The sequence below is a fragment of the Marinobacter zhejiangensis genome (assembly GCF_900114775.1).
GTDB lineage: Bacteria > Pseudomonadota > Gammaproteobacteria > Pseudomonadales > Oleiphilaceae > Marinobacter > Marinobacter zhejiangensis.
In genome coordinates, this window is record NZ_FOUE01000001.1 from 519,027 (window position 1) to 541,521 (window position 22,495).

At 60.0% G+C, this 22,495-nt stretch carries 25 protein-coding genes; 8 read left to right on the top strand and 17 right to left on the bottom strand.

The genetic code is table 11. The features are described 5' to 3' along the window. The first annotated feature begins 77 nt into the window (after positions 1 to 77). Positions 78 to 1,004 (top strand): helix-turn-helix domain-containing protein, encoded by a 927-nt coding sequence (locus tag BMZ67_RS02300; RefSeq protein ID WP_092020291.1) that lies wholly within the window; start codon positions 78 to 80, stop codon positions 1,002 to 1,004. Between the two features lie 68 nt (positions 1,005 to 1,072). Here the strand turns inward: BMZ67_RS02300 and BMZ67_RS02305 are convergent, their stop codons facing one another. Together BMZ67_RS02305 and BMZ67_RS02310 are read right to left on the bottom strand one after the other, a co-directional pair. Further along, positions 1,073 to 1,627, bottom strand: a complete 555-nt coding sequence (locus tag BMZ67_RS02305; protein WP_092020899.1) for a gamma-glutamylcyclotransferase — start codon at positions 1,625 to 1,627, stop codon at positions 1,073 to 1,075. A gap of 146 nt (positions 1,628 to 1,773) precedes the next feature. Then, positions 1,774 to 3,360, bottom strand: coding sequence for a flavin-containing monooxygenase (locus BMZ67_RS02310; RefSeq protein WP_092020292.1), 1,587 nt, complete (start codon positions 3,358 to 3,360; stop codon positions 1,774 to 1,776). 197 nt (positions 3,361 to 3,557) lie between these two features. Between BMZ67_RS02310 and BMZ67_RS02315 the strand changes: the two genes are divergently transcribed. Further along, complete coding sequence (locus BMZ67_RS02315; protein WP_092020293.1) at positions 3,558 to 4,202, top strand: TetR family transcriptional regulator; 645 nt, start codon at positions 3,558 to 3,560, stop codon at positions 4,200 to 4,202. A gap of 34 nt (positions 4,203 to 4,236) precedes the next feature. Here BMZ67_RS02315 and BMZ67_RS02320 read toward each other — a convergent pair whose 3' ends face one another. Both BMZ67_RS02320 and BMZ67_RS02325 read right to left on the bottom strand, forming a co-directional pair. Beyond that, on the bottom strand, positions 4,237 to 5,127 hold the full coding sequence (locus BMZ67_RS02320) for a DMT family transporter (protein WP_092020294.1): 891 nt from the start codon (positions 5,125 to 5,127) through the stop codon (positions 4,237 to 4,239). A gap of 528 nt (positions 5,128 to 5,655) precedes the next feature. Then, on the bottom strand, positions 5,656 to 6,768 hold the full coding sequence (locus tag BMZ67_RS02325) for an NADH:flavin oxidoreductase (protein ID WP_092020295.1): 1,113 nt from the start codon (positions 6,766 to 6,768) through the stop codon (positions 5,656 to 5,658). Between the two features lie 136 nt (positions 6,769 to 6,904). Between BMZ67_RS02325 and BMZ67_RS02330 the strand changes: the two genes are divergently transcribed. Next, positions 6,905 to 7,363, top strand: a complete 459-nt coding sequence (locus BMZ67_RS02330; protein WP_092020296.1) for a winged helix-turn-helix transcriptional regulator — start codon at positions 6,905 to 6,907, stop codon at positions 7,361 to 7,363. Positions 7,364 to 7,538: 175 nt separating this feature from the next. Then, entirely contained in the window at positions 7,539 to 8,258 is a 720-nt protein-coding gene (locus BMZ67_RS02335) for an OmpW/AlkL family protein (RefSeq protein WP_092020297.1), read from the top strand. A gap of 17 nt (positions 8,259 to 8,275) precedes the next feature. Here the strand turns inward: BMZ67_RS02335 and BMZ67_RS02340 are convergent, their stop codons facing one another. From BMZ67_RS02340 to BMZ67_RS02385, 10 genes are all read right to left on the bottom strand, one after another. Then, positions 8,276 to 9,664, bottom strand: coding sequence for a DEAD/DEAH box helicase (locus tag BMZ67_RS02340; RefSeq protein WP_092020298.1), 1,389 nt, complete (start codon positions 9,662 to 9,664; stop codon positions 8,276 to 8,278). 230 nt (positions 9,665 to 9,894) lie between these two features. Continuing rightward, on the bottom strand, positions 9,895 to 10,305 hold the full coding sequence (gene arfB, locus BMZ67_RS02345; protein ID WP_092020299.1) for an alternative ribosome rescue aminoacyl-tRNA hydrolase ArfB: 411 nt from the start codon (positions 10,303 to 10,305) through the stop codon (positions 9,895 to 9,897). 15 nt (positions 10,306 to 10,320) lie between these two features. Then, positions 10,321 to 10,968: a 5,6-dimethylbenzimidazole synthase gene (gene bluB, locus BMZ67_RS02350; RefSeq protein ID WP_092020300.1), complete on the bottom strand. Its 648-nt coding sequence runs from the start codon at positions 10,966 to 10,968 to the stop codon at positions 10,321 to 10,323. A gap of 15 nt (positions 10,969 to 10,983) precedes the next feature. Continuing rightward, entirely contained in the window at positions 10,984 to 11,154 is a 171-nt protein-coding gene (locus BMZ67_RS02355) for a DUF3012 domain-containing protein (RefSeq protein ID WP_092020301.1), read from the bottom strand. A 20-nt stretch (positions 11,155 to 11,174) separates the two neighbouring features. Next, positions 11,175 to 11,618: a YtoQ family protein gene (locus BMZ67_RS02360; protein ID WP_092020302.1), complete on the bottom strand. Its 444-nt coding sequence runs from the start codon at positions 11,616 to 11,618 to the stop codon at positions 11,175 to 11,177. 76 nt (positions 11,619 to 11,694) lie between these two features. After that, entirely contained in the window at positions 11,695 to 12,108 is a 414-nt protein-coding gene (locus tag BMZ67_RS02365) for a thiol-disulfide oxidoreductase DCC family protein (protein ID WP_092020303.1), read from the bottom strand. A gap of 188 nt (positions 12,109 to 12,296) precedes the next feature. Then, positions 12,297 to 12,692 carry an acyl-CoA thioesterase gene (locus tag BMZ67_RS02370; RefSeq protein ID WP_092020304.1) on the bottom strand — a complete coding sequence of 132 codons (396 nt, stop codon included), beginning with the start codon at positions 12,690 to 12,692 and terminating at the stop codon, positions 12,297 to 12,299. A 102-nt stretch (positions 12,693 to 12,794) separates the two neighbouring features. Then, complete coding sequence (rluF, locus tag BMZ67_RS02375) at positions 12,795 to 13,754, bottom strand: 23S rRNA pseudouridine(2604) synthase RluF (protein WP_092020305.1); 960 nt, start codon at positions 13,752 to 13,754, stop codon at positions 12,795 to 12,797. Between the two features lie 116 nt (positions 13,755 to 13,870). Next, a complete protein-coding gene (eutC, locus tag BMZ67_RS02380) occupies positions 13,871 to 14,737 on the bottom strand; it encodes an ethanolamine ammonia-lyase subunit EutC (protein ID WP_092020306.1) in 867 nt (288 codons plus the stop codon). Next, a complete protein-coding gene (locus tag BMZ67_RS02385) occupies positions 14,727 to 16,142 on the bottom strand; it encodes an ethanolamine ammonia-lyase subunit EutB (protein WP_092020307.1) in 1,416 nt (471 codons plus the stop codon). The genes eutC and BMZ67_RS02385 overlap by 11 nt, the downstream gene beginning before the upstream one ends. 245 nt (positions 16,143 to 16,387) lie before the next feature. Between BMZ67_RS02385 and BMZ67_RS02390 the strand changes: the two genes are divergently transcribed. From BMZ67_RS02390 to BMZ67_RS02405, 4 genes are all read left to right on the top strand, one after another. After that, positions 16,388 to 16,789 (top strand): PA2779 family protein, encoded by a 402-nt coding sequence (locus BMZ67_RS02390; RefSeq protein ID WP_092020308.1) that lies wholly within the window; start codon positions 16,388 to 16,390, stop codon positions 16,787 to 16,789. Between the two features lie 6 nt (positions 16,790 to 16,795). Continuing rightward, positions 16,796 to 17,767 (top strand): PA2778 family cysteine peptidase, encoded by a 972-nt coding sequence (locus tag BMZ67_RS02395; RefSeq protein WP_092020900.1) that lies wholly within the window; start codon positions 16,796 to 16,798, stop codon positions 17,765 to 17,767. A 136-nt stretch (positions 17,768 to 17,903) separates the two neighbouring features. Continuing rightward, positions 17,904 to 18,539 carry a DUF1326 domain-containing protein gene (locus tag BMZ67_RS02400; protein WP_092020309.1) on the top strand — a complete coding sequence of 212 codons (636 nt, stop codon included), beginning with the start codon at positions 17,904 to 17,906 and terminating at the stop codon, positions 18,537 to 18,539. A 9-nt stretch (positions 18,540 to 18,548) separates the two neighbouring features. Beyond that, entirely contained in the window at positions 18,549 to 19,328 is a 780-nt protein-coding gene (locus tag BMZ67_RS02405; RefSeq protein ID WP_092020310.1) for a DUF2182 domain-containing protein, read from the top strand. Between the two features lie 22 nt (positions 19,329 to 19,350). Here BMZ67_RS02405 and BMZ67_RS02410 read toward each other — a convergent pair whose 3' ends face one another. From BMZ67_RS02410 to BMZ67_RS02420, 3 genes are read right to left on the bottom strand one after another with little or no spacing between them, the layout of a single operon-like run. Next, the gene (locus tag BMZ67_RS02410) at positions 19,351 to 19,923 is read right to left on the bottom strand and encodes an LOG family protein (protein ID WP_092020311.1); all 573 of its coding nucleotides are present in this window, start codon (positions 19,921 to 19,923) and stop codon (positions 19,351 to 19,353) included. Continuing rightward, positions 19,920 to 21,740 carry a DUF4153 domain-containing protein gene (locus BMZ67_RS02415; protein WP_139214318.1) on the bottom strand — a complete coding sequence of 607 codons (1,821 nt, stop codon included), beginning with the start codon at positions 21,738 to 21,740 and terminating at the stop codon, positions 19,920 to 19,922. The genes BMZ67_RS02410 and BMZ67_RS02415 overlap by 4 nt, the downstream gene beginning before the upstream one ends. 35 nt (positions 21,741 to 21,775) lie before the next feature. Further along, the gene (locus BMZ67_RS02420) at positions 21,776 to 22,492 is read right to left on the bottom strand and encodes an SGNH/GDSL hydrolase family protein (RefSeq protein ID WP_092020313.1); all 717 of its coding nucleotides are present in this window, start codon (positions 22,490 to 22,492) and stop codon (positions 21,776 to 21,778) included. Positions 22,493 to 22,495 lie beyond the last annotated feature (3 nt).

Sequence of the window (22,495 nt, forward strand, 5' to 3'; positions counted from 1 at the left end):
GTCTACCCTAGCGCGGGATCAAGCGCGGGGCTTGTCAGATCCTGCGTAAGGGTGGATGATTCTTGCGGAGGCCCCCTATGAACACCGATACCCCCGCCAGCCAATTGGGCACTGCCCAGACCACGCCACAACGCCACGACATTGCAGAAACCCTGCAAGCTGCCGGTGTTGCCCCCAAGCGCGTGTTGGAACTGGGCCAGGGCCGGACGCTTGCTCACTGGCAGAACCGCAAGGGCCTGATCCACTACGAAAAACCAAATCACCATGCCTTGAGTATTTACACCCAGCGGGGCGACAAGGCCGCCAGGGTGGTCGATGGGCAGGCGGTAAGCCATGGCTTCCCCGGAGCAGCCTGCCTGTTTCCGGCTGGCAGCCAGTCTACCTGGCTGATCGACGGGCCATTTGAATTTTTCCACCTGTACTTCAGCGACCGCGACATCGCCCGTTGCGCGGCTGAAACCTGGGATTGCGAGCCAGACCGGGTCCGGCTTAGTGAGCTCTACCACGGCAACGACCCGCTACTGGCTCAGGCTGGGCAGTTGCTGAGTCTGAGTGACTGGCAGGCGGCCGGACAAACCATGGCCATGGACCATCTTGCCCAGTGGCTGCTGCTGCAGATCGTCAGCCGCCACTCCACTGTGCAGAAAGCCACACCGGAGCTGACCGGCCAGCTCTCCCAACGCTACCAGCGATTGCTGCAGGAACGCATTGATGCCGAGCTGGATCAGCCCCTGACCCTCGCGGACATGGCCAGCTGGGTCAACCTCAGCCCCTATCACTTTGCCCGCCTGTTCCGTGCCAGCTTTGGCTGCGCGCCCTACCAGTATGTGCTTGAGCAGCGGTTGATACGGGCACGGCAGCTGCTACGACAGCCGACCAGCAAGATTACCGCCGTGGCACTGGCCTGCGGGTTCAATGACCACAGCCAGTTCAGCCGTGCCTTCCGCAAGCGTTATGGCGTCACGCCGTCCGGCTTCCGCGCGACATCCGGCCTGGTGGATTAGCCGTTACCGGTGTCTATACTGGCTGGCGCCCGAGGTGCGAAAAAGCAGATATGAGCTAGCGAAGGTAGCTATCGAAGGTAGCCTTCGATGGCAAAAACGTGAGGGTCGTCATCCCCAAGCTGGCGAAGGGCCTCTGCCAGCTTCAGCAGATACTCATCATTACGGCCACTGGGGCCTTGGGAAACGGCAATTTGGCGAGCGATATCGGCCTCGTCGGCCGGGCCCAGAAACGCCGCATTGTGCGCATCCGCGATATACACCAGCCCTTCGGCCTGGCGGCCATCATTGAACGTCATCGTCGTAGTGAAGCGCAGGTAGCCGTTCTTCTCCCGCACGTCGAGGTGTTCGAAGACATCCGGTGCCACCCGGTAAGCCATGCCTTTGCAGCAGGCACCCGGTTGCTCGATCAGGGTCACCACCCGGCCCGGTGAGTCCGGAGTCCCACGGTGATCATGGGAGCCCTGCCAGAACCGCCGGGCCCAGCCCTCAATCATCGCAGGGCACTGTTCCAGGAACGGGAAATCCACTTTGTAGATCAGCGATCCATAGCCAAACAGCCACACCGACGAAACACCGTCGAAACAGTGGCGGTGACGATTGTGTTCGGTGGTGTCAAAGGACATCGGTAACCCCGGGGCAGCAGCAATAATGTCTGCATCATAAACACCCTCCCAACCGGCTGCCAAGCCGTCATTCCGCCCTGCCAAAAACCACAAATGCCGGGGATTCCCCGGCATTTGTCTGCATCGCCGTGACCGCTACCCGCTGATCAGGCGGGTGCTGTAACCGCGTCCGGGACTTCGGCAACAGCCGCAACCGGTCGGCACTGGTACTGGCCGGCATCGAAACGCCGGGTCTGCTGACGGAACTGCCAGGTAAAACCCGGCCACAGGGTAGTGTTCTTGCCATTCTCATTGACATACCAGCTCTGGCAGCCGGTCTGCCACACCGAATCGCCCAGCTTGGACTGCAATGACGCATTGTACCGGCCCTGGGCTTCGGCCTTGACCTCCACGCTCTGCCAGCCCTTGTGCTCCATCTGCTTGAGTGCGTCAAGGACGTACTGAATCTGCGACTCGATCATGTACACCATGGAGCTGTGGCCAAGCCCGGTGTTCGGCCCCATCAGCATGAACAGGTTAGGGAAGCCCGCAATGGTGGTGCCTTTGTAAGCCTCCGCGCCACCCTGCCATGCCGCCAGCAGGTCCTGCCCATCGCGACCGAAGATCATGCCGCCGGGCACCGGATCCTGCGCCTTGAAACCGGTGCCATAAATGATGCAATCCACTTCCCGCTCGACGCCGTTGTTATCGACCACCACGTTGCCACGAACTTCGCGGATACCGCCGGTAAGGACATCAACGTTATCCTGGGCCAGGGCTGGATAATAGTTGTTGGAGATCAACACCCGTTTGCAGCCGAAATGGAAATCCGGGGTGACCTTGCGGCGCAGTTCTGGGTCTTTGATCTGGCTGCGGATATAGCGACGGGCCTGCAATTCACCGATTTTCAGGATACGCGGGTTACCGACAAAGCCCAGTACACGGGCTTCCAGGTACCAGTAGATGGAGTTGCGCAACGCATTGAGTGTCTGCGGAACCTTGCGGAATGCCAACCGCTCCAGGGCAGTGATTTCCCGATCCGGCTTTGGCATGATCCACGGTGGCGTGCGCTGGTAAAGGTCCAGCTGAGCCGCTTCCTTGGCCACTTCCGGGACGAACTGAATGGCGCTGGCACCGGTCCCAATCACCGCGACGCGCTTGCCCTTGAAGTCGTAATCGTGGTCCCAGTCCTGGGAATGGAAGCTCTTGCCGGTGAAGCTGTCGATACCCTTGATCTCCGGATAGGACGGCGTACTCAGGCCGCCCATGCCGGAAACCACCACCTGCGCCTCCAGGGTCTCAAACGCCGGCAGGGCCTTGTCCTTGCGGTTCAGGGCATCGCCGGGCTTCAGGCCTTTCTTCTGCATGTATTGCCACAGAGACGGGCTGTCGCAGGTTTCTACAGTCCAGTTCTGACGCTGCTCGTCAAAATGGGCACCGGCGACGTGGGTGTTCAGGCGAATGTGGCTGGTCAGACCATACTTTTCAGCACAGTGTTTGAGGTACGCCTTGATCTCCGGCTGAGGCGCGTACATCCGCGTCCAATTGGGATTCTGCTCGAACGAAAATGAATACAGTGCCGACTGAACGTCACAAGCGCAGCCCGGGTAATGGTTCTCGTGCCAGGTCCCACCAATATCATCACTCTGCTCCAGAATGACGAAGTTGTCATAACCTGCCTGTTTCAACTTGATACCCATGCCCAGACCGGAAAAGCCGGTTCCGACAATGGCAATCTGCACTCGCTTGTTCATAATCCATCCTCGTTGTCTGCATTGGCGGCTGTGTAACTCCGCCGACCTCTTGTTCTGGTGGATGAGGCTCAGCCCCGACCGGTATACAGCCGTATACTCGGCACGTAGACAACTGTATACACCCAGAAGTAGACGGATGTATACTTCGGAACTGCAATCAATGGCTGAATGACCCGAACTGACAACAAGGTGTCCCAATGAACGTCATGACTGGCGGCAAACTCAAGCTGGTGCAGGCTGCCCTGAAACTGGCCACAGAAACCCGCAGCCTGACCTCCCTGAAACTGCGGGAACTCGCCCGGGAAGCGGGCCTGAACCCCAACACCTTCTATCGTCACTTCGAGAACCTGGATGACCTGGGATTACAGGTACTGGGGTACATCGCTGCAGAAATGAAGGCCGGAGTACGGCAACTGCGACTGGTGGCGGAGTCGTCCGAGCAGGCCGCCAACACCACCGTTGCCTTCGTTTACCAGTATTTTCTCGAGAACAAGGCCGCCACTACAGTGGCGGTGCGGGAGCTGTACGGATCATCGCCGTTGCTACGCCGGGCCCTGGAAACCCAGCTGGATGCCAGTGCCCGGGAAATGGCTGAGGATCTGATGCAAAGGGGCTTGATACCCCGCCATCTGACGGAGCAGACGGTGGTGGAAATTTCTCACATGACCATCCGTTACATCCTGTTCCGAGCCATGGACTACATTGAGAAGCCCCACCAGCGGGAAGCAATCCAGCAGGAGACCGAACGCTTCATCAACCGCCAGTTCCGCGGCGCCACCCTCGACCAGCTCAGCAACGAAGAGTTCGACGCCCTGGTCGCCGCGGTCAGGCAGCCCGCTTAGCCGGCTGCCATGACACAGCGTCGTCATCACAGGCTCAGGCCGTAGCCCGGAGGCGCTTTCGCAACAGTCCTCCAAAAAAGAACACCACCAGCCCCGCCATGATCAGGCCAGTGCCCTGCAACATCGCCGGCGATAGCTCCTCGTCGTTGAACCAGAACCCCAGGTACAACGCAAACACCGGCGTCACCAGGGTGATCAGCGCCACGGTGGTCGGGGCCAGATAACGAAGAATGTGATAGTAGCTGACGAATCCCAGCAACGATCCGAACAACGCCAGGTACAGCACCGCCCAGGGCGATGGGCTCGCCCAGTCAATGACCGGCATCTGACCGTCCATCAACCACCAGGCCACCGCAAACAACGGCACACTGAGGATCAGCGAACCGACGGTCTGGGCCAGCGGGTGCATCTGGGCATCGGTCCGCTTCACCATGACGGCACTGACGCTGAACAGCAGCACTGCCACTAACAGCATCACGAAGCCCCCCAGCATATCCGCCGTCAACAGCACATCGTCCAGGAACAGAACCGCCAGCCCAAACAGCGCCAACAGGCAGGCAGCCCATTTGTACAGAGGCATCGCCGGCTCATCGAGCAGCCATTGCGCCAGTATCGCCGACAGCATGGGCGACAGGCCAAAGAACACCGAAATCAGCCCGGATGGCACTCGCTGTGCGGCCATGTAGCTGAGCCCCAGTGCACCAAAAATTCCGACCAACGCCCAGCCATGGCTTTTCAGTTCCCTGGCGCGCCAGCACATGGGAATGCGCAGGAGCTTCACCAGTACCGCACCCAGCACCGCCGCGATGAGCATGCGCAGGCCTGCAGCCAGCATGGGGTGCAAGGTAGCGCCACTGAATGCGATACCAATGGGGGTAGTGGCCCAAACCAGGACCACCGTCAGATAAGCTGCCGGAACGGACATGAGACTCCTTCTCCTACATTGAGGATTCCACAACCATCAACCCCGGGCACAAAAAAGGCCGCAGGGCGAAAGCGCTGCGGCCTTTGGGGAAATACGGTTAATTCGTCAGATCACAGTTCCCCAGTCCGCAGCCACAGCCACACGGCGCCACTTGGCCACCAGGGCCATCGGTCGTTTTGCGTGCTTACAGGCAAGGATCGGGGCGAACATTGGATTTCCAGTATCGGGATAGAAAACAACTGACGAACCCGCAGCATGCCGGGGATTTATAAAGACTGTCAATGTTAAGTTTTTTACCTGCAGGCCTATCACTTGAGCTCGATAGTGGCCGATGGCGGGTCTTCCGTAGCAGCGGCATGGATGCCGCGGTGCCCGACAGGTACATGGACGTACCTTAGAGGGCAGCAGAGGAAGACCCGCCATCGGCCACTCACCTCTATACTCGCTGGCTAATAACATCCCCCAAAAAAGCCCCGCCAAATGGCGGGGCAAGAGGCGTCTACTCTACGAAGGAGTCAGACCGTGTGATCAGTACAGCTTGGTCAGGGATTTGCGGGCAAACGGCTTAACGTCGTCGAGCCGGCCATCCTTCACCTTGACCAACCATTCCGGGTCCTGCAGCAGGGCACGACCCACAGCGATCAGTTCAAATTCACGGTTGTTCATGCGCTCCACCAGCTCGTCGATGCCGGACTGCTCCACCGACTCCTGCTTGCTGGCAAAAGTGCCGCTGATAAAGTCATCAGTCAGGCCCACACTGCCCACAGACATGGTCGGGATGCCGGTCAGTTTCTGGGTCCAGCCGGCCAAGTTGAGGTTGGAGCCCTCAAATTCCGGTTCCCAGAAGCGCCGGGTGGAGGCGTGGAAGATATCCACACCCGCTTCCGCCAACGGCTTCAGGAACGCTTCCAGCTGCTCTGGAGAATCCACCAGGCGAGCATCGTAGTCCTGCTGTTTCCACTGGGAGAAGCGCAGCATGATCGGGAAGTCCGGCCCTACGCGCTCACGCACGGCCTCAATGATTTCAATGGCGAAACGCTGACGATTGGCCATTGAACCGCCGTACTCGTCTTCCCGCTGGTTGGTGCCTTCCCAGAAGAACTGGTCGATAAGGTAGCCGTGTGCACCGTGAATCTCAACACCGTCGAAACCAATGGCTTTGGCATCCTGGGCAGCATCGGCGAAGGCTTTGACCACATCATCAATGTCGCCCTTGCTCATCGCCCGGCCATTCGGTTTACCTGGCGCAAACAGTCCGGAGGGGCTGTATCCCGGTACATTCGGCTCCGGCTCAACGCCTTCCTTACGGACCGCGCCCACGTGCCACAGCTGGGGGAAAATTTTGCCACCCGCTTCATGAACCGCATCCACCACTTTCTTCCAGCCCGCCAGCGCCTCGGTGCCATGAAATGCCGGCACGTTGGGGTAACCATTGGCAGCGGCATGGTTCACGGTGGTGCCCTCTGTAATCAGCAGACCCACACCGCCCTCGGCACGACGGCGATAGTAATCCACCACATCGTCACCGGGCACATTGTTGGGCGAGAAATTACGGGTCATCGGCGCCATGGCCACACGGTTGGCCAGGGTCAGGGATTTCAACTCAAACGGCTCAAACAAAGGGCCCAGGTTCATGGTCATGTTCACTATCTCCACGCTTTACAGTGGCAAGGATTGGATCACCCGGCGCATGGCCAGGCACCGTCAATTAGGTTTCATAATGCAACCCTATTGAATCTGGTTTTAGTTTGCAACCCTTTTAGGTAGACTTACCGACATGGCCAGAAAACGTTTTGATGATTCCAGTTGTTCCGTCGCCCGCGCCCTCAATGAAGTGGGGGACTGGTGGTCGCTGCTGATTGTGCTGCAAGCCATGTACGGCACCCGCCGTTACGTGGATTTCCAGCAACAGCTCGGTATTGCCAAGAATATTCTTTGTGACCGCCTCAGCCGGTTGGTTGAGAACGAGGTGCTGACCAAGGTGGATGTCGGTGAGCACGGCTCACGCTTCGAATATCGGCTGACCGACAAGGGCCGCGACCTGTTCCCGGTGGTGATCGCACTGCGCCAGTGGGGAGATAAGTGGAATCCGGCCCCGGACCGACCGCCCCTGGATCTGAGAGACCGCGACAGTGGCCGCCCCATCAAACAGATACAGGTTCAGGATGCTGACGGCAAACCGCTGTCTCTGCGTGATGTCTTCCTGCCAAACCTGGACAGCGGCCCCGCTGACTAGACGCTTCGGCATTCCCCTATGGGCCAGGTGTGCAAACCTTTGAGCCAGGTCAATTTCACCCCCGCCGACCAACCCTGACAACATCGCACTTGTCTTAGATCAATTTAACTCTGCCTCAGCCGGGTAAGCTTCGAGTCATCCAATATTTCATTGCATGTTGACCAAGGAGTTTGCCATGTCCAAATTCATGAAAACCAGTACCCTTGCAGGCTGCCTGCTGATGACCGGCGTGGCCCAGGCCCACGAAGCCGGTGATTTCCTGCTGCGGGTTGGCGCCGCCCTTGTCGATCCGGACACCTCAAGCGGCAATGTGATGCTTGGCGGCAACGGTGTGGGTGATGGCAACTGGCAGGTGGACGTCGACTCCGACACTCAGCTCGGTATTACGGCTACGTACATGCTGACCGACCATATTGGTGTTGGCCTGCTCGGCGCAACCCCGTTCAGCCACGACATCAACGCCGCGGGCTCCATCGACGGTGCCGGCAAGCTGGGTGAAACCAAGCACCTGCCGCCGACCCTGACTGCACAGTTCTATCCGCTGGACAGCACGTCACAGTTCCAGCCGTACGTTGGTATCGGCATCAACTACACCAATTTCTTCGAGGAAAAGACCACTGCAACCCTGACTGGCGCAGTGGACTCAGCGCTGGGCGGCGGCGTGATTGACGGCACCGCCCTGCGTCTGGACGACAGTTTCGGCATTGCTGCCGAGCTGGGACTGGATGTGAAGCTGACCGACCGTATCGGTCTTAATGCCTCCATGTGGTGGATCGACATCGACACCACCGCCAAGATTGATGCCATCCAGAATGGCCAGACCATCGGCACCGCCGAGGTTGATGTGGACATCGACCCGATGGCTTACATGGTTGGCCTGAGCTACACCTTCTAGGAATACCAGTCCGTCACTTATCGTGTACGCTGTGGTTTGGGCCCGCTGGAAGCGGGCCCCTTTTTTGCCCCGCCGCTGTTTGATCGACCACCATTGCCTCGACCCCCAGCCAACGTTTTGCGCAGGCCATCGCCACCATTTCTGGCACCACCGCCATTTTTAGCACTCGCACCAGCCCCGTTTCTGGCGCCACCACCATTTCGGGACTGACCGCCGCCGGAGCGGTTACGTGCTTTTGACGGATCGGCCTTTGCCTTGGGCTTCAACGGCAGGTTGTTGATCGGCTCAAACCCGTCCACCATTTCCCGGGGGATCTGCTGGCTGATCAGCCGCTCGATACCCGCCAGCAACTTACCTTCGTCGGCACAGACCAGCGACACGGCATGGCCTCGTTCACCGGCACGACCGGTACGACCGATGCGGTGGACATAGTCCTCCGGCACATTAGGCAGCTCGAAGTTCACCACCTGGGGCAACTGCTTGATATCCAGCCCACGGGCAGCGATATCGGTGGCCACCAGAACGCGAATTTCACCATCCTTGAAGTTGCTCAAAGCCCGGGTGCGAGCGCCCTGGGACTTGTTGCCGTGAATGGCCGCGGCACTGATGCCGTCTTTTTCCAGCTTCTGGGTCAGGCGATTGGCGCCATGCTTGGTACGGGTAAAGACCAGCACCTGCTGCCAGTTGTTGTCATGAACCAGGCGGCTCAGCAGCGCTGACTTGCGGCTCGGATCCACCGGGTACACCGTCTGCTTGATGGTCTTGGCGGTAGTGTTGCGCGGAGAAACCTCTACCTGGACCGGATTATCGAGCAGCCCCTGGGCCAGCTTGCGGATCTCACCGGAGAACGTCGCGGAGAACAACAGGTTCTGGCGCTGTTCCGGCAACAACGCCAGAATCTTGCGAATATCACGGATAAAACCCATGTCGAGCATGCGATCCGCTTCATCCAGTACCAGGATGTCGAGATCGTTAAAACTCACCACACCCTGCTGGTGCAAATCCAGCAACCGGCCCGGCGTTGCAATCAGCACTTCCACGCCCTGGCGCAGACGGCGAATCTGGGGGTTGATCTTGACGCCACCAAACACCACCGCCGAAGACGTAGGCAGATACTTGCTGTACAGGGCAACACTGTCACCCACCTGGGCCGCCAACTCACGGGTTGGTGCCAGGATCAGGGCACGAACACCCTTGCCTTTGGGCTCACTCTGGGACAGGCGCTGAAGCAGCGGCAGGGTAAAACCTGCGGTCTTGCCGGTGCCGGTCTGGGCGGCAGCCATGACATCACGACCGGAAAGGACCGCCGGAATGGCCTGGGACTGAATGGGGGATGGACGATCGTAGCCCTGGTCTGAAGTTGCACGAACCAGCGCCTCAGACAGGCCGAGGGAAGAAAAACTCATAGATTTAAACTCTTGAATAAAAGCCCGGGCATAGCCGGGGACACCCGGGGAAACAGATCCGGGTGTACTGGACGACTACGGTCACTCGCCGCAATAAAGGGGGTGCCGTCCTCTGACAGGTCGTATCGGATGGGTCGCAAGCCGGTGTTTGAGCCGGTAACTGCGGAGTCCTTCGAGGCAGGATGGCGGGCACAGTACCAGAGCGGTCAACAAATAGCCAGCGCCATCGGTTACAGCACCCGGCCGCGCAGGGACTTGGTTTTGCCGCGGTGGCTCTTGCTGTCCATGCGACGCTGGCGGGCCGCCCGGCTGGGTTTGGTCGGACGCCGGGCCTTGTCCACCTTCACCGCGGCCAGGATCAGATCCCGCAAACGCGCCAGGGCATCGTCCCGGTTCTGATCCTGGGTCCGATAACTCTGGGCCTTGATCACAATGACCCCGTCCTTGCTGATGCGCTGATCCGACAGGGCCAGCAGCCGCTCTTTGTAGAACGCCGGCAGGCTGGAGCGACGAATGTCGAAACGCAGGTGGATCGCTGATGAGACCTTGTTGACGTTCTGACCGCCCGCCCCCTGGGCACGGATCGGGTTGATCTCGATTTCCCAGTCAGCCAGGGTAACGGCGTTGGAAATCTTCAGCATGTCCACTCCGTTGCCTCATTCGTAACGGTCAACGTGAACAACCGTCTCCAGCGGTTTACGCCGGTCCCAGGCCAGGCGTTCCAGTTCCGGGGTATCGAAGAACTGACGGACATAGCCCAGGCAAAGGTACCCAACCAGCTTGTTCTCTGGCGGGGCATTCAACAGCTGCTTGACCGTATCCGGGTTGAGGATACTCACCCAGCCCATCCCCACATTGAGTGCCCGGGCCATCAACCACATGTTCTGAATGGCACAGACCACACTGTACTCGCCCACCTCAGCCATGGACGTCTGGCCCAGCACGGGGCCTGCCGAGGGTTTGTAGAACACGGCAATGTTCACCGGCGCTTCCAGGATACCTTCCAGTTTCAGGCGGGTATAAAGGTTACGCCGATCGCCGGAAAAGCGGGCCTCGGCTTTCTGGTTCTCAACCTCAAAGTCCGCCACCACCTGACGGCGGATGGCTGGGTCACGAACCATCACGAACTCCCAGGGTTGGGAGTAGCCGACGGATGGGGCCAGGGTAGCCGCCCGCAGAATCTGCGACACCACCTCATCCGGCACCTCGTCGGCAAGGAAGTTGTTACCTCTCACATCCCGCCGGTGCAGCATGATGTCCACCAGCAGGTCCTGATCAGCGTCGGTAAACTTCCGGTTCTCCATGGTTTGCCCTACTGCTTAACGGAACACACAATGCTTGGCGTAATCCCCGGCATCGTTAGCGCTCCACTCACCCTTGGGGGTTTCGTCCATATTTTCACACCAGGCTTCACTGCCAACTTCCGGCGAACAGCCCGTCAAAAGTGCAGTAAACAGGCCAGCAAACATCAGTGCAGTCAGTTTTTTCATGGTTCTCGCCTTCATTGGATTTATTGTGCTGTAGTTACGTATTTCAGAATCTCGACCACCTGTTCCGGGGACTGGGCCCAGGCCATGGCGGAGGCATCCACTTCCTTCAACGGGTGGACGATATCATCCCCGTGCAGAGTGATGTACGGCGTACCCAAGGCAGCGCAGTAACCAGCATCAAACGCCGCATTCCACTGCTTGTACTTGTCGCCGAAACGGATAACCGCGATGTCGCAGGATTCAATCAGGGTCTTGGTGCGGATGCCGTTGACCTTGGATGATTGGTGGTCACGCCAGAACGAGTTCTCCGGAACACCAAGCACATCACCGGCGGCATCGCTGGCTTCATGGTTGGTCACCGGCGCCGTGAACTCCACGGGCAGGCCGGCCGCCTCGGCGCCAGCCTGAATCTGCTCTCGCCAGTCAGTATGGATTTCGCCAGAAAGGTATACGGTCCAGATCATCGGTTCTCTCCTGAAAATTCAATTCATCACCTTGAAACTGACAGGCATCATACGCGAGCCATGGACAGGAATCACATCACCGCCCCGCGGACGACCCTCGTCCCTGACGCCGCAACCGGCGCTCGACCCAGGTATGGTAAAGCCAGGACAAACACTGGCGCAGCCCCGGCAAACCGATCAGCCAGGCCAGAGGCTTCAGCCGCGGGACCCGGGACATTAGCAGGATGTAAGCATCCAGCTCGCGGTGGATACGCCCACCGGCATCCTGCACATGCAGCTCCCGCAGCGCGGCATCGGGATCGATGCCCAAGGCCCGGAGCTCGTCATCGCGACCGGTAATGTCCAGCCAGCGCACCGACTCACCCGCCTTACCGGCCCATGCCTGATACCAGTGTCGGTCCCGGATACACGCCGGACAGGCGCCATCGTAGAACACCGTCAAGGGCTGCCGGGGTTGGGGCTTTGTCGGTATGGGGGAGGATTGAGCCATGGCCACCTCACGCAGTCAGTCCGGCCTCGATACGCCCATTGTAGTCCTGTTCGGGACGGTATTCCCGACGACAACGGCGCTTATCCAGCCCGCTCCTGGCAGACCCCAGGCTTTGAGATTCAGGCCCAACCCTAAAAAAAACGGGAAGTCCCTGAGGACTTCCCGTTTTTGCTGCTAGGGCCGTGCGGTTACTCCGCCAGCTGATGCTCTGCCAGGCGCGCCCGAATGTCTTCGGGAATGGGCATGGATTTCTCGGTTTTGTAATCAAAGTAAATCAGCACCGCCACGCCGGTCGCAACCAGCTTGCCATCCTGCCAGGCCTCCTGGACGACCTGGCACGATGAGTTGCCAACCTTGCCAATGTGGGTGCGAACCTCGATGGTCTTGCCCCAGTAGCTCTGGGCTTTGAGATCAACCTCGATACGGGCCAGGATCAGCGGCCAGGTCTTGAGGTCGAGGGAGGGGTGGAACAACTCGAACACCGGCGAGCGGGCCTGTTCGAACCACACCGGATAGGACGTGTTACTGATGTGCCCCAGGGCATCGGTATCGTTAAAACGGGGGTCAATCTGGCATTGGAACATGATGGCAGGGTCCTGCTGTGTCTTTAGCAATTGGAATATAAGCCCGACATCAAACCACGACCGCCCCCAACAGGCAAAACGACTTTGGTGGCAGCGAGCCCGTTACGCGGACCGGCTGCGCTTGATGGAGGGTTTACGCGCCTTCTTTGGTCTTGCAGACGCCGTCGGCTTCCGGGACTTGTTCGCCCCACCGGGACCGGACGATTTCCGGAGCGGGTGGTTCTTGCCCGCCGGCCCGCCTTTGGTTTTCGGCGCGGCTTTGCCCGGCGTTTTCGCCCCGGATCTGGCGTTCGGTTTCTTTGGCTTCCTGGCCGTCGCCGTCGGAGTCGCAGGCGCTTCCGACGAGGAGTGCTCAACCGCTTTCAGCAGCACCGACAGTTCTTTTTCGGTCAGGTCTCGCCACTCACCGACAGGCAAGCCTTTCAACCCGACATTCATGATCCGGATGCGTTCGAGCCTGGTGACCTCATAGTCAAAGTGTTCGCACATCCGGCGAATCTGCCGGTTCAGGCCCTGAACCAGAATGATCCGCAAGACATTGGCCGATTCCCGGGTCACCTTGCACTTCTTGGTGACGGTTCCAAGGATCGGCACCCCTTGGCTCATGCCCTCGATAAACGCATCGGTTATCGGCTTGTTGACGGTAACCAGGTATTCCTTCTCATGGTTGTTGCCCGCCCGCAGCACCTTATTCACCAGGTCACCGTTGTTGGTCAGAAAAATCAGTCCCTGGGAGTCCTTGTCCAGCCGGCCAATCGGAAAGATCCGGGCGCTGTGCTTCACGAAATCGACAATGTTGTCCCTCTCGCTGCTCTCGGTCGTACTCACAATGCCTACGGGCTTGTTCAGCGCTATAAACACAAAATGCGCTTCGTCCTGCGGCTCGATCAACTGGCCATTGACCCTGACCGTATCCCCCGCGTTAACCCGGTCACCAATGGTCGCGCGCTTGCCGTTGATATACACATTGCCCTGTTCAATGTAGCGGTCGGCTTCGCGCCGGGAGCAGATGCCGCTGTCGCTGATGTATTTGTTCAAACGGGTTGATGAGGCGTTAAACATAGCGTGTCGTCTTACAGGCCTGGGCTGGTGGGGTTACATTGGCGTCAGGGTAGCATATTCACCCCGCCGGAGATTCAGATTCCGCCCCGGAAGTGCAAACAGAAACAGCAACGCCATCAGGTCAGGCGGAACGGGCTCGATACCTGTGAGTGCGCAAGGGTCTTATCTTCAGTTCGGTCTTTAAGCTGCACTCCAGACAACTTGCGCTGGCGGGATTCGGTCAACAGGTACAACAATCGCAGACTGGCCTCGGTCGGCTTCAGCCCGGCCGGTCGCACGTTGGAAATACAGTTCCTATGGGCATCGGTGAGACCCTCACGGGGCCCCCAGGTCAGGTAGAGCCCCAGGCTGTCGGGCGAGCTCAATCCTGGCCGCTCCCCCACCATCACCAGAACCGCATTGGCATTTAGCCGCTCCCCCACTTCATCCCCAATGGCCACCCGCCCCTGCTCCACGACCGTCAGCGGGGCCAGTCGCCAGTGCTGTGAATCGCTGGTCAGCGCTTGGGAAAAGGCCTGCAGGAACGGCAGGGCGTTGTCCTGAATTGCCCGGGAAGACAGGCCATCGACAATGACTACGGCAAGGTCATATGGGCAGTCTACCTGGTTGCCAAGCAACGACTCCTGCAGGTGCTGACGGGAGTCATCGTCCAGTCGCCGCCCCAGGTCCGGTCGCTGCAGGTAAGTCATCCGGTCCGCCGCCTGGCTGTGCAGCACGAGGGGCCGTCGAAAGGGCTCGGACAGGGTGCCTTCGGCCAGCTGGTGACACAGTGTTGGCACATCCAGCGGCAGGTGAACGGCATCCTGGGCCTGGGCGTGGGCCAGCTGGAACGCCAGCAGTTCCGCGGTTGGTATGCTGACCCCGGCCCGGCCAAGGCCAATCCGGGCATCGGTGAAGGCCCGCAACGGGCGCCAGGGGTTGTCCACCACCCCGCCATGATCCTTTGCCGACGGAGCCTGACCCAACGGTTTCTTACTCACCATGGCACACGCCTCCCGACAGGTTTTTCAGGGTGCCGGCAAACGGACCAGGCACCGTGTCATGAAGCTGGTAGCCGCTGCCGTCACGGATGATCTCCATCTGCGCCAGCCAGCGTTCAAACTCTGGAGCCGCCCCCACGCCCAACACTCGGCGCAGGTACAGGGCGTCGTGGAAGGAGGTGGTCTGGTAGTTGAGCATGATGTCGTCGGAACCGGGAATGCCCATGATGAAGCTGCAACCCGCCACCCCCAATAACGTCAGCAGGTTGTCCATATCATTCTGATCAGCTTCGGCGTGGTTGGTGTAGCAAACGTCGCACCCCATCGGCAGCCCCAGCAGCTTGCCGCAGAAATGATCTTCCAGGCCGGCGCGGAGGATCTCCTTGCCGTCAAACAGGTATTCCGGACCAATAAACCCGACCACGGTGTTGACCAGCAACGGGCTGAACTTTCGCGCTACCGCGTAGGCCCGCGCTTCGCAGGTTTGCTGGTCAAGACCATGATGGGCATTGGCAGACAGCGCACTGCCCTGGCCGGTTTCGAAATACATGACGTTATTGCCCACCGTCCCCCGGTTGAGGGATAACGCCGCCGCCTGGGCTTCCGCAAGGTTGGCCAGGCTGAACCCGAAACTCCGGTTGGTGGCCTCGGTGCCGCCGATGGACTGGAACACCAGATCCACCGGTGCGCCCTGTTCGATGGCCTCCAGGGTGTTGGTCACGTGGGTGAGCACGCAGGACTGGGTGGGAATGTCGTACTTGCGGATCACCTCATCCATCAGTGTCATCAACTTGATGGCCTGGGCCACGTTGTCAGTGGCCGGGTTGATGCCGATCACCGCATCGCCATTACCGTACAACAGACCGTCGAGGATGCTGGCAGCAATACCGGAAATGTCATCGGTGGGGTGGTTGGGCTGCAGCCGGGTGGATAGGTGCCCCGGTAGGCCGATGGTATTGCGGAACGCCGTGGTGACGTGGCATTTCTTCGCCACCAGGATCAGGTCCTGGTTCCGCATCAGCTTGCTGACCGCCGCGGCCATCTCCGGCGTTATCCCGGCCCTGACCGACCGCAGCACCTGCGGCGTGGTGGCATCGTTCAGCAGCCAGTTACGAAAGTCCCCCACGGTCAGATGGGAAATGGGAGCAAAGGCCCCGGCATCGTGGTCGTCAATGATCAGCCGGGTCACCTCATCGTCCTCATAGGGCACCAATGCCTCGTTGAGGAAGGTCTTCAGCGGTACCTCCGCCAAGGCCATCTGCGCCACCACCCGTTCCTCCGCCGACGCCGCCATCACCCCTGCCAGACGATCACCGGAACGGGCCGGGGTGGCCTTGGCCATCAGCTCAGCCAGGTTGCCAAACCGCCAGGTCCGGCTGCCAAGGGCGTAACGGTATTCACGTGTCATCGCTTAGCTACCTTCCTTGTCAATTTCAAGCGGCGGGGGTTCTCGCCTCTACGACCACTGTGGCGTCAAAACGTCGTCTTGTCCAAGGCAATCCCAACTCGGGTATTAGCGGGTACCGACCAGACATTACACGCCCGTAACCGCCCAAATAGAGAGATCAACACCCTCAAAGGGCTACACTAATGTGGCCCGCTGCCTTTTCCACGATGAACGAAGGTGGCCGAACCCGATTCAGGAGTAACGTTATGGTTGGTTCCAGATTGATGATTCGCCCGGTTGCTGCAATGATGGTGATGGTCATGACACTCTGCACCCTGTGGACAGCGCCCGCAGCGGCGGCCATTGTTGGCACCGACGAGCTGCTAACCGAGCAGAGTTCAGAGCTGAAAAAGCAGGAACTGCTCACCATGCTTGAACAGGACGACGTCAAACAGACCCTGTTGGACATGGGCGTTACCGAACAGCAGGTCCGTGACCGCATCGACTCCCTGACCCCCACCGAACTGGCGTCGTTCCAAGCGCAACTGGCTGAGGCCCCGGCCGGTGAAGGCGTGGTGGGTATCATCGTGTTGTTCCTGCTGGTGTTCATCGTAACCGACATGCTGTGCGCCACCGACATCTTCCCCTTCGTCAACTGTATCCGCTGATTGCTGATGGCGGTTAGTGTCAGGGTACCGCCGGTAACGTGGCTGTTGCTGGCGGTGGTACTGATATCCGGTTGTGCCAGCCAGCCACCCTGGCCGGCTGACGTGCCTTCGAGCGGGCGCCCGGTGCTGGTGTCTGACGTCCCATTCTACCCTCAAGAGCAGTACCAGTGCGGACCAGCGTCGCTGGCCATGATGTTGAACAGCCAGGGCATCGGCACCCAGCCGCAGGCTCTGGTGGACCGGGTCTACCTGCCTGACCGGCAGGGCACCCTGCAAATCGAGATGGTGGCCACCGCACGGCAGGCCGGGTTGCTGGTCTATCGCCTCGCCCCCGCCTTGTCTGCAGTCTTGAAGGAATTGCAGGCAGGGCACCCCGTGCTGGTGTTCCAGAACCTCCGCTTCAACTGGTGGCCACAGTGGCACTACGCGGTAATGATTGGCTTTGATGCCCGCCAGCAGGAACTGATCCTCCACTCCGGCACCCGTGCCCACTACCGGCAGCCGGTAGCAGCCTTTATGACCACCTGGGACCGTGCCGAACGCTGGGCAGTGACCATGTTGCCGCCAGATGAACTCCCGGCCACCGCCACCCCCCTACCGTTCCTGAGCAGCGCCCATGACCTGGAAGCCACGGGTCAGCTGGAGGCTGCAGCCAGGGCCTACCGCACCGCCTATGAACGTTGGCCCGACCAGCCCGCGGCTCGACTAGGGGCCGGTAACGTCGCCTATGCCCAACAACACTGGCAGGAAGCCACTGAGCACTACCGAACCCTTACCCAGGATTTCCCGCAGCTGGCAGCAGGGTGGAACAACCTCGGCGAAGCCCTCACCCAGCTCGACTGCCCGGTGGCAGCAACCGCCGCCCGGCAATGCGCGACACACCTGCAGCCACAACGATTTCCGCCACCACCGGCCATCAATACCGGTACCCCCAATCCACACTGCCCGGTGATTCGCTGCCCGGAACCCTCACGGTAGGATCTAAAAACCATTACGGCATAGCGCCCATTTTTTTAAAGCGTATCTGTCTAAAATTAGACCGCCACCCGCATCCCTGCCTCACCCCCGGCTTCTATACTAAATAGTTGTTAACTCTATCCGGTGGAGGTGAATCATGAATCACCCGGACTGGCGTATCGAAGGTTTTGAGTTTGTAAACTGTAACTGTGATTTCGGTTGTCCCTGTCAATTCAACGCCCTGCCGACCAAAGGTAATTGCCAAGCGCTCGGGGCTGTCAGGATCGACAAGGGGTACTTCGGAGACACCCGACTGGACGGCCTGGCGTTTGCCATGACCCTGAAGTGGCCCGGGGCGATTCACGAGGGAAATGGCGAGGCCCAGGCCTTTATCGACGAAAATGCCAATGAAGCGCAGCGGGAGGCGATTCTGGCCATTTTGTCCGGTGAAACCTCGGAGCCCGGCGCCACGTTTTTCAACGTGTTTGCCAGCACCATGACCAAGATGAACGACCCCGTGTTCTGCCCGATTTCGATCACTGGGGATGTCGACGCGCGCCAGGCGTCGGTCAAGGTTGGCGATCTTATAGAGGCCAAGGGCGAGCCCATCATCAACCCGGTTTCCGGGCTGGAACACCGGGCGCGGATTGACCTGCCCCAAGGGTTTGAATACGCCGTGGCGGAAGTGGCCAGTGGGCGCACCAGCGCAAGAGCCGCAATGCCCTTGGAGCTGGCCGGCAGTCACAGCCATATGACGCATCTCGACATTGGCCCGCAAGGCGTCTTTCGCTAAGGAGAGCCGATGACAACCGATGCCGCCCCCCAGACGGTAAGGCTGTCCCGTGACACAATCACCACCCTGCTGGCGTTGGTGGTGGTTGTTTCGTTGTGCTGGTGGTACCTGGTGGATATGGCCATCGGCATGGACGCCATGCCCATGATGGACATGATGACTTTGCGGCCCTGGACCGCCAGCTATTTCCTGATGATGTTCCTGATGTGGGCCATCATGATGGTGGCCATGATGCTCCCCAGCGCGGCCCCGATGATTCTGCTGTACCGCCAGGTAGCCCGCCATAACCGTTTGTCTCACCCGGGCCTAGGCACCGCGCTGTTTGTCACCGGCTATGTGATTGTCTGGACCTTATTCAGTCTGGCGGCAACCACTGCACAGTGGCAGTTGGAACAAGCGGCGCTGGTCACCCCGATGATGAAGAGCAGCAGCGTTCCGCTCAGTGCAGGCATCCTGATTCTGGCCGGGCTCTATCAGTGGTCGCCCTGGAAAGACACCTGCCTGCGCCATTGCCGCGGTCCCTTTGCCTTTGTCATGCAACACTGGAAGCCAGGGCTCCGGGGAGCTCTGGCCATGGGGCTGCACCATGGCGCCTATTGTGTTGGGTGCTGTCTGTTGCTGATGATGTTGCTGTTTGTGGGCGGCGTCATGAACCTGATGGTCATCGCGCTGATTGCCGTTCTGGTGCTGCTGGAAAAGGTGTTGCCGTGGGGCCGTCTGGTACCCAGGGTCCTGGGTACCGTAGCGATAACCGCTGGCGTGGCCTTGCTGGTCTGGCCGCAAAATTGAATGAGCGGACCGATCGCATGACCTATTCGGCTTGGGATGACCATTTGCTGGCTGGCGCCTGGTAGGACCGCAGTGCCTTCACAACCGCCTCAGGCTCCTTCTCCACAATCAGCATCTCGGCATACCTCGGGGCCAGAAAGCCTTCGTTGACCATGTGGTCGACGAACCCCAGCAGGTGGTCGTAGTAGCCATAGGCATTGAGCAGAGCGCAGGGTTTCTGGTGATAACCCAGCTGCGCCCAGGTCCAGGCCTCAAACAACTCATCCATGGTGCCCGGTCCTCCGGGCAAGGCCACAAAGGCATCCGCCAACTCGTTCATACGCGCCTTGCGCTGATGCATGTCGGCCACCACATCGAGGCGGGTCAATCCCGGGTGGGCAAGCTCACGCTCACGCAGCGACTCTGGAATCACTCCATAGGCCCGGCCACCACCAGCCAGCACCGCATCGGCAACGACTCCCATCAAGCCGACCTTGCCTCCCCCAAACACCAGGTCGATGCCCTCACTCGCAAGGTGGCGACCAAAGGCTTCGGCAATCTGTTGATAACCCGGGGCATGTCCAAACCCGGAACCACAGAATACTGCAACGTTCATTGTCCACCTTCCTCCATTTGGGCAGCCCCAACCGGCTGCACCAACAGTGATTTGAGATAATCTGTTGATGGTCGAACCAGGAAGAAGCATTCGCCGTCAGTAAACACATCGCTATGGGGCTCCACCGGCACCAATCGCTCGTCGCCGGTCAGCTCCCATGTGCCGGATTCGACGCAGCCCGCACCTTGCAACGCACCCATATCAGACACGCGCTCTCCCGCCTGAAGGTAAACCGTGCCATGGACATAGCTCTTCAGTCCGCCCTCAGCCACCATCCAGTAGGTGCGCCCGGCCTCCAGCGGCACCTGAATCACCGTGCATTCCTCCGGCATGGTCAGGCACGACGCCTGATTGTCGGCCAGCAGGCTCAGCAGTGACTGTGGTAACTCGGTCCCGGCCGGAACCACCGCAAACATGTCGGCCACCGCCACCGGGTCGTTCACATCCACCACGGGGGTATCCTGCCAGCGACTCTCCTGGAGCAGGATCGCATCAATGCGGCCAACCACCGCCGGGTTGGCTGCGGCAAAGTCGCTGTCACGCAGGCGGCGCAGCTCCCTCACCCCATAGGCCGCCAGATCGAATCGCAGGTAGGCGTAATCGAAGTCCTCAACGCTGACCTTCCCGGCCTCCAGTCGGCCGGCCTGGCTGGCCGCAGCCCAGGCCCGCAGATCCGCAACCGGTGTATTGATCAGCACCAGCACCGTGGCCATCACCAGCGCCATGACTTTGTTGGTGCGCTGGATTGAGGCCAGTGCGTGGCTGCGCTTCCAGACCACCAGTACGGCATAGCTGACGGTAAAGCCGGCGATCAGCAACTGGAGTGTCGCGGCCCACAAGCGATCAACCGTCAGACCGTACTGTTCGATTCGCAGCCCCAGTGCCCAGGCCGCCAACAGGGAGTTGAACGGCAGCAGGGCCACCGCGAGGTACACCAGGGTCCGTAACCAGACCGGGTAAGGCGCTTTATCCGGGTTCTCACTCAAGGCCGAGTTAAAGAAAAACAGCAGGATCAGCGCCAGCCACATCATCAACAGGGCCGCGTGGCCGGTCTCCCAGATCCGTTCAAGCCCGGTGAATGGCAAGGCCGCCAGGAACAGCACCATGATCAGTGCGGCCAGTGGCAACAGCGCCTTGGTCAGCCCTTCGCACATGGCCTGTACGGTGGCAATCAGGCGAATCCGCTCGCGGATCAGCACCAGCCCCCAGCCGCCGACCAGGGCGGTCACCGGGTAGACAAACAGCAGCTCCTCAAACAGTTCGCTGAAGAAATCAATGTCGATGACTTTGAACAGCCCGGCCCAAAGCAGCAGCAGGCCCCAGAACACAGCAATAAACAGCCACAGCTGGACCAGGGTCAGGGCATTCTGCCAGGACAGCTCCAGCAACTGGCGATAGTCAAACCGCGCCTGCTGGTTAATGCACCATACCCGGAAAAACAGCGCCAGGATGAACAGCGTCACAACCGTGCTGACCGTCAGGACAAAGCCAAAGTAACCTCGGGTGGGCCCAGGTAAGGCGGCGTCCCAGTTCAGCCACCCCAGGTGCCAACCCAAACCACCCAGCAGGAGCAGCAACGGCCCCAGTACCCAGGCGTTGCGACGGTCCGTCAGCCGCTCCAGCCCCAGGTAGTAGAACAGGGGGACCCCGATCGCCATGCTGTAGAACAGGAACATCCAGCGTGGATCGGTGGCTGGCCACAGCTCGTTATCCACAGCAAGGTGCAGGAAATAAAGGGCATAGCCCTGGATCACGGCCAGGATGATCAAGCCGTATCGGCTGACGGAATCAAGTTTGCTGGTTATGGTGGGGATCAAGGAATAGGCCTCCAATGCCTGTCAATCAATGCGGGTCACGCTTGGCGGCTCAGGTGCCAGTCAGTAATCCGCTGCGCGCCGTATTGCCCCCAGAGTGTGTAAGCGTCACGACCGGGGTGAAAACCGTCGCTGGCCATCAGGTTAGCGTCCAGGGGAAACGGCACGGCCAGGTAATCACAGCCCGCCTCAGCGGCGCATACCGACTGCAACAGACCGTTCAGCTGATCGGCCCGTAACCCAAGATACCAGCGCAGGGGCTGTGGTAGCGCCGGGAATCGCCCCATGGGCGGGACGGCCGTAAACAGGATATAACGGACATTCAGCCGGGTACGAAGGTCAGCCACCAGCGCCCCCAGGTTGGCTTGCCAGTCCCGGGTCCCGGTGCGGCCGGTGACATCATTAACCCCCACCGAGACCAGCGCAACGTCATAGGACTCCGTTGGCTGTTCTGCCAGCGCCGTTAGCACATCACTGCTGGTTCGCCCGGTCTGTGCCAACAGTGTCCAGCTGACCCGGTGGCGTTCAGCCAACGCAGTGACCAAGCGCCCCGAAAGTGCCTCGTCCTGGTGCCGGGCACCCACACCCGCCGCCGCAGAATCTCCCAGGATCAGCACCCGTAACGGAGCGCCCTCCCCCTGCTGGCCATGGCGCTCCCCTGGGGGCTCTGGCAACCGCGGGGTATCCCGCCGGACACGGCGCCCCTGGATCAACAGGAACGGCAGCAACAATAACGTCGATAATGGATACAACACGGG

What these genes read in the sequence shown, in the direction of transcription:
- BMZ67_RS02385 (WP_092020307.1), bottom strand. Translation starts at nt 16,142, where the DNA reads ATGACACGTGAATACCGTTACGCCCTTGGCAGCCGGACCTGGCGGTTT.
- BMZ67_RS02405 (WP_092020310.1), top strand. Translation starts at nt 18,549, where the DNA reads ATGACAACCGATGCCGCCCCCCAGACGGTAAGGCTGTCCCGTGACACA.
- BMZ67_RS02330 (WP_092020296.1), top strand. Translation starts at nt 6,905, where the DNA reads ATGGCCAGAAAACGTTTTGATGATTCCAGTTGTTCCGTCGCCCGCGCC.
- BMZ67_RS02390 (WP_092020308.1), top strand. Translation starts at nt 16,388, where the DNA reads ATGGTTGGTTCCAGATTGATGATTCGCCCGGTTGCTGCAATGATGGTG.
- arfB (WP_092020299.1), bottom strand. Translation starts at nt 10,305, where the DNA reads ATGCTGAAGATTTCCAACGCCGTTACCCTGGCTGACTGGGAAATCGAG.
- BMZ67_RS02340 (WP_092020298.1), bottom strand. Translation starts at nt 9,664, where the DNA reads ATGAGTTTTTCTTCCCTCGGCCTGTCTGAGGCGCTGGTTCGTGCAACT.
- BMZ67_RS02305 (WP_092020899.1), bottom strand. Translation starts at nt 1,627, where the DNA reads ATGTCCTTTGACACCACCGAACACAATCGTCACCGCCACTGTTTCGAC.
- BMZ67_RS02410 (WP_092020311.1), bottom strand. Translation starts at nt 19,923, where the DNA reads ATGAACGTTGCAGTATTCTGTGGTTCCGGGTTTGGACATGCCCCGGGT.
- rluF (WP_092020305.1), bottom strand. Translation starts at nt 13,754, where the DNA reads ATGTTTAACGCCTCATCAACCCGTTTGAACAAATACATCAGCGACAGC.
- BMZ67_RS02300 (WP_092020291.1), top strand. Translation starts at nt 78, where the DNA reads ATGAACACCGATACCCCCGCCAGCCAATTGGGCACTGCCCAGACCACG.
- BMZ67_RS02315 (WP_092020293.1), top strand. Translation starts at nt 3,558, where the DNA reads ATGAACGTCATGACTGGCGGCAAACTCAAGCTGGTGCAGGCTGCCCTG.
- BMZ67_RS02365 (WP_092020303.1), bottom strand. Translation starts at nt 12,108, where the DNA reads ATGGCTCAATCCTCCCCCATACCGACAAAGCCCCAACCCCGGCAGCCC.
- BMZ67_RS02395 (WP_092020900.1), top strand. Translation starts at nt 16,796, where the DNA reads ATGGCGGTTAGTGTCAGGGTACCGCCGGTAACGTGGCTGTTGCTGGCG.
- bluB (WP_092020300.1), bottom strand. Translation starts at nt 10,968, where the DNA reads ATGGAGAACCGGAAGTTTACCGACGCTGATCAGGACCTGCTGGTGGAC.
- BMZ67_RS02325 (WP_092020295.1), bottom strand. Translation starts at nt 6,768, where the DNA reads ATGACCATGAACCTGGGCCCTTTGTTTGAGCCGTTTGAGTTGAAATCC.
- BMZ67_RS02335 (WP_092020297.1), top strand. Translation starts at nt 7,539, where the DNA reads ATGTCCAAATTCATGAAAACCAGTACCCTTGCAGGCTGCCTGCTGATG.
- BMZ67_RS02355 (WP_092020301.1), bottom strand. Translation starts at nt 11,154, where the DNA reads ATGAAAAAACTGACTGCACTGATGTTTGCTGGCCTGTTTACTGCACTT.
- BMZ67_RS02370 (WP_092020304.1), bottom strand. Translation starts at nt 12,692, where the DNA reads ATGTTCCAATGCCAGATTGACCCCCGTTTTAACGATACCGATGCCCTG.
- BMZ67_RS02360 (WP_092020302.1), bottom strand. Translation starts at nt 11,618, where the DNA reads ATGATCTGGACCGTATACCTTTCTGGCGAAATCCATACTGACTGGCGA.
- BMZ67_RS02400 (WP_092020309.1), top strand. Translation starts at nt 17,904, where the DNA reads ATGAATCACCCGGACTGGCGTATCGAAGGTTTTGAGTTTGTAAACTGT.
- BMZ67_RS02320 (WP_092020294.1), bottom strand. Translation starts at nt 5,127, where the DNA reads ATGTCCGTTCCGGCAGCTTATCTGACGGTGGTCCTGGTTTGGGCCACT.
- BMZ67_RS02310 (WP_092020292.1), bottom strand. Translation starts at nt 3,360, where the DNA reads ATGAACAAGCGAGTGCAGATTGCCATTGTCGGAACCGGCTTTTCCGGT.
- eutC (WP_092020306.1), bottom strand. Translation starts at nt 14,737, where the DNA reads ATGGTGAGTAAGAAACCGTTGGGTCAGGCTCCGTCGGCAAAGGATCAT.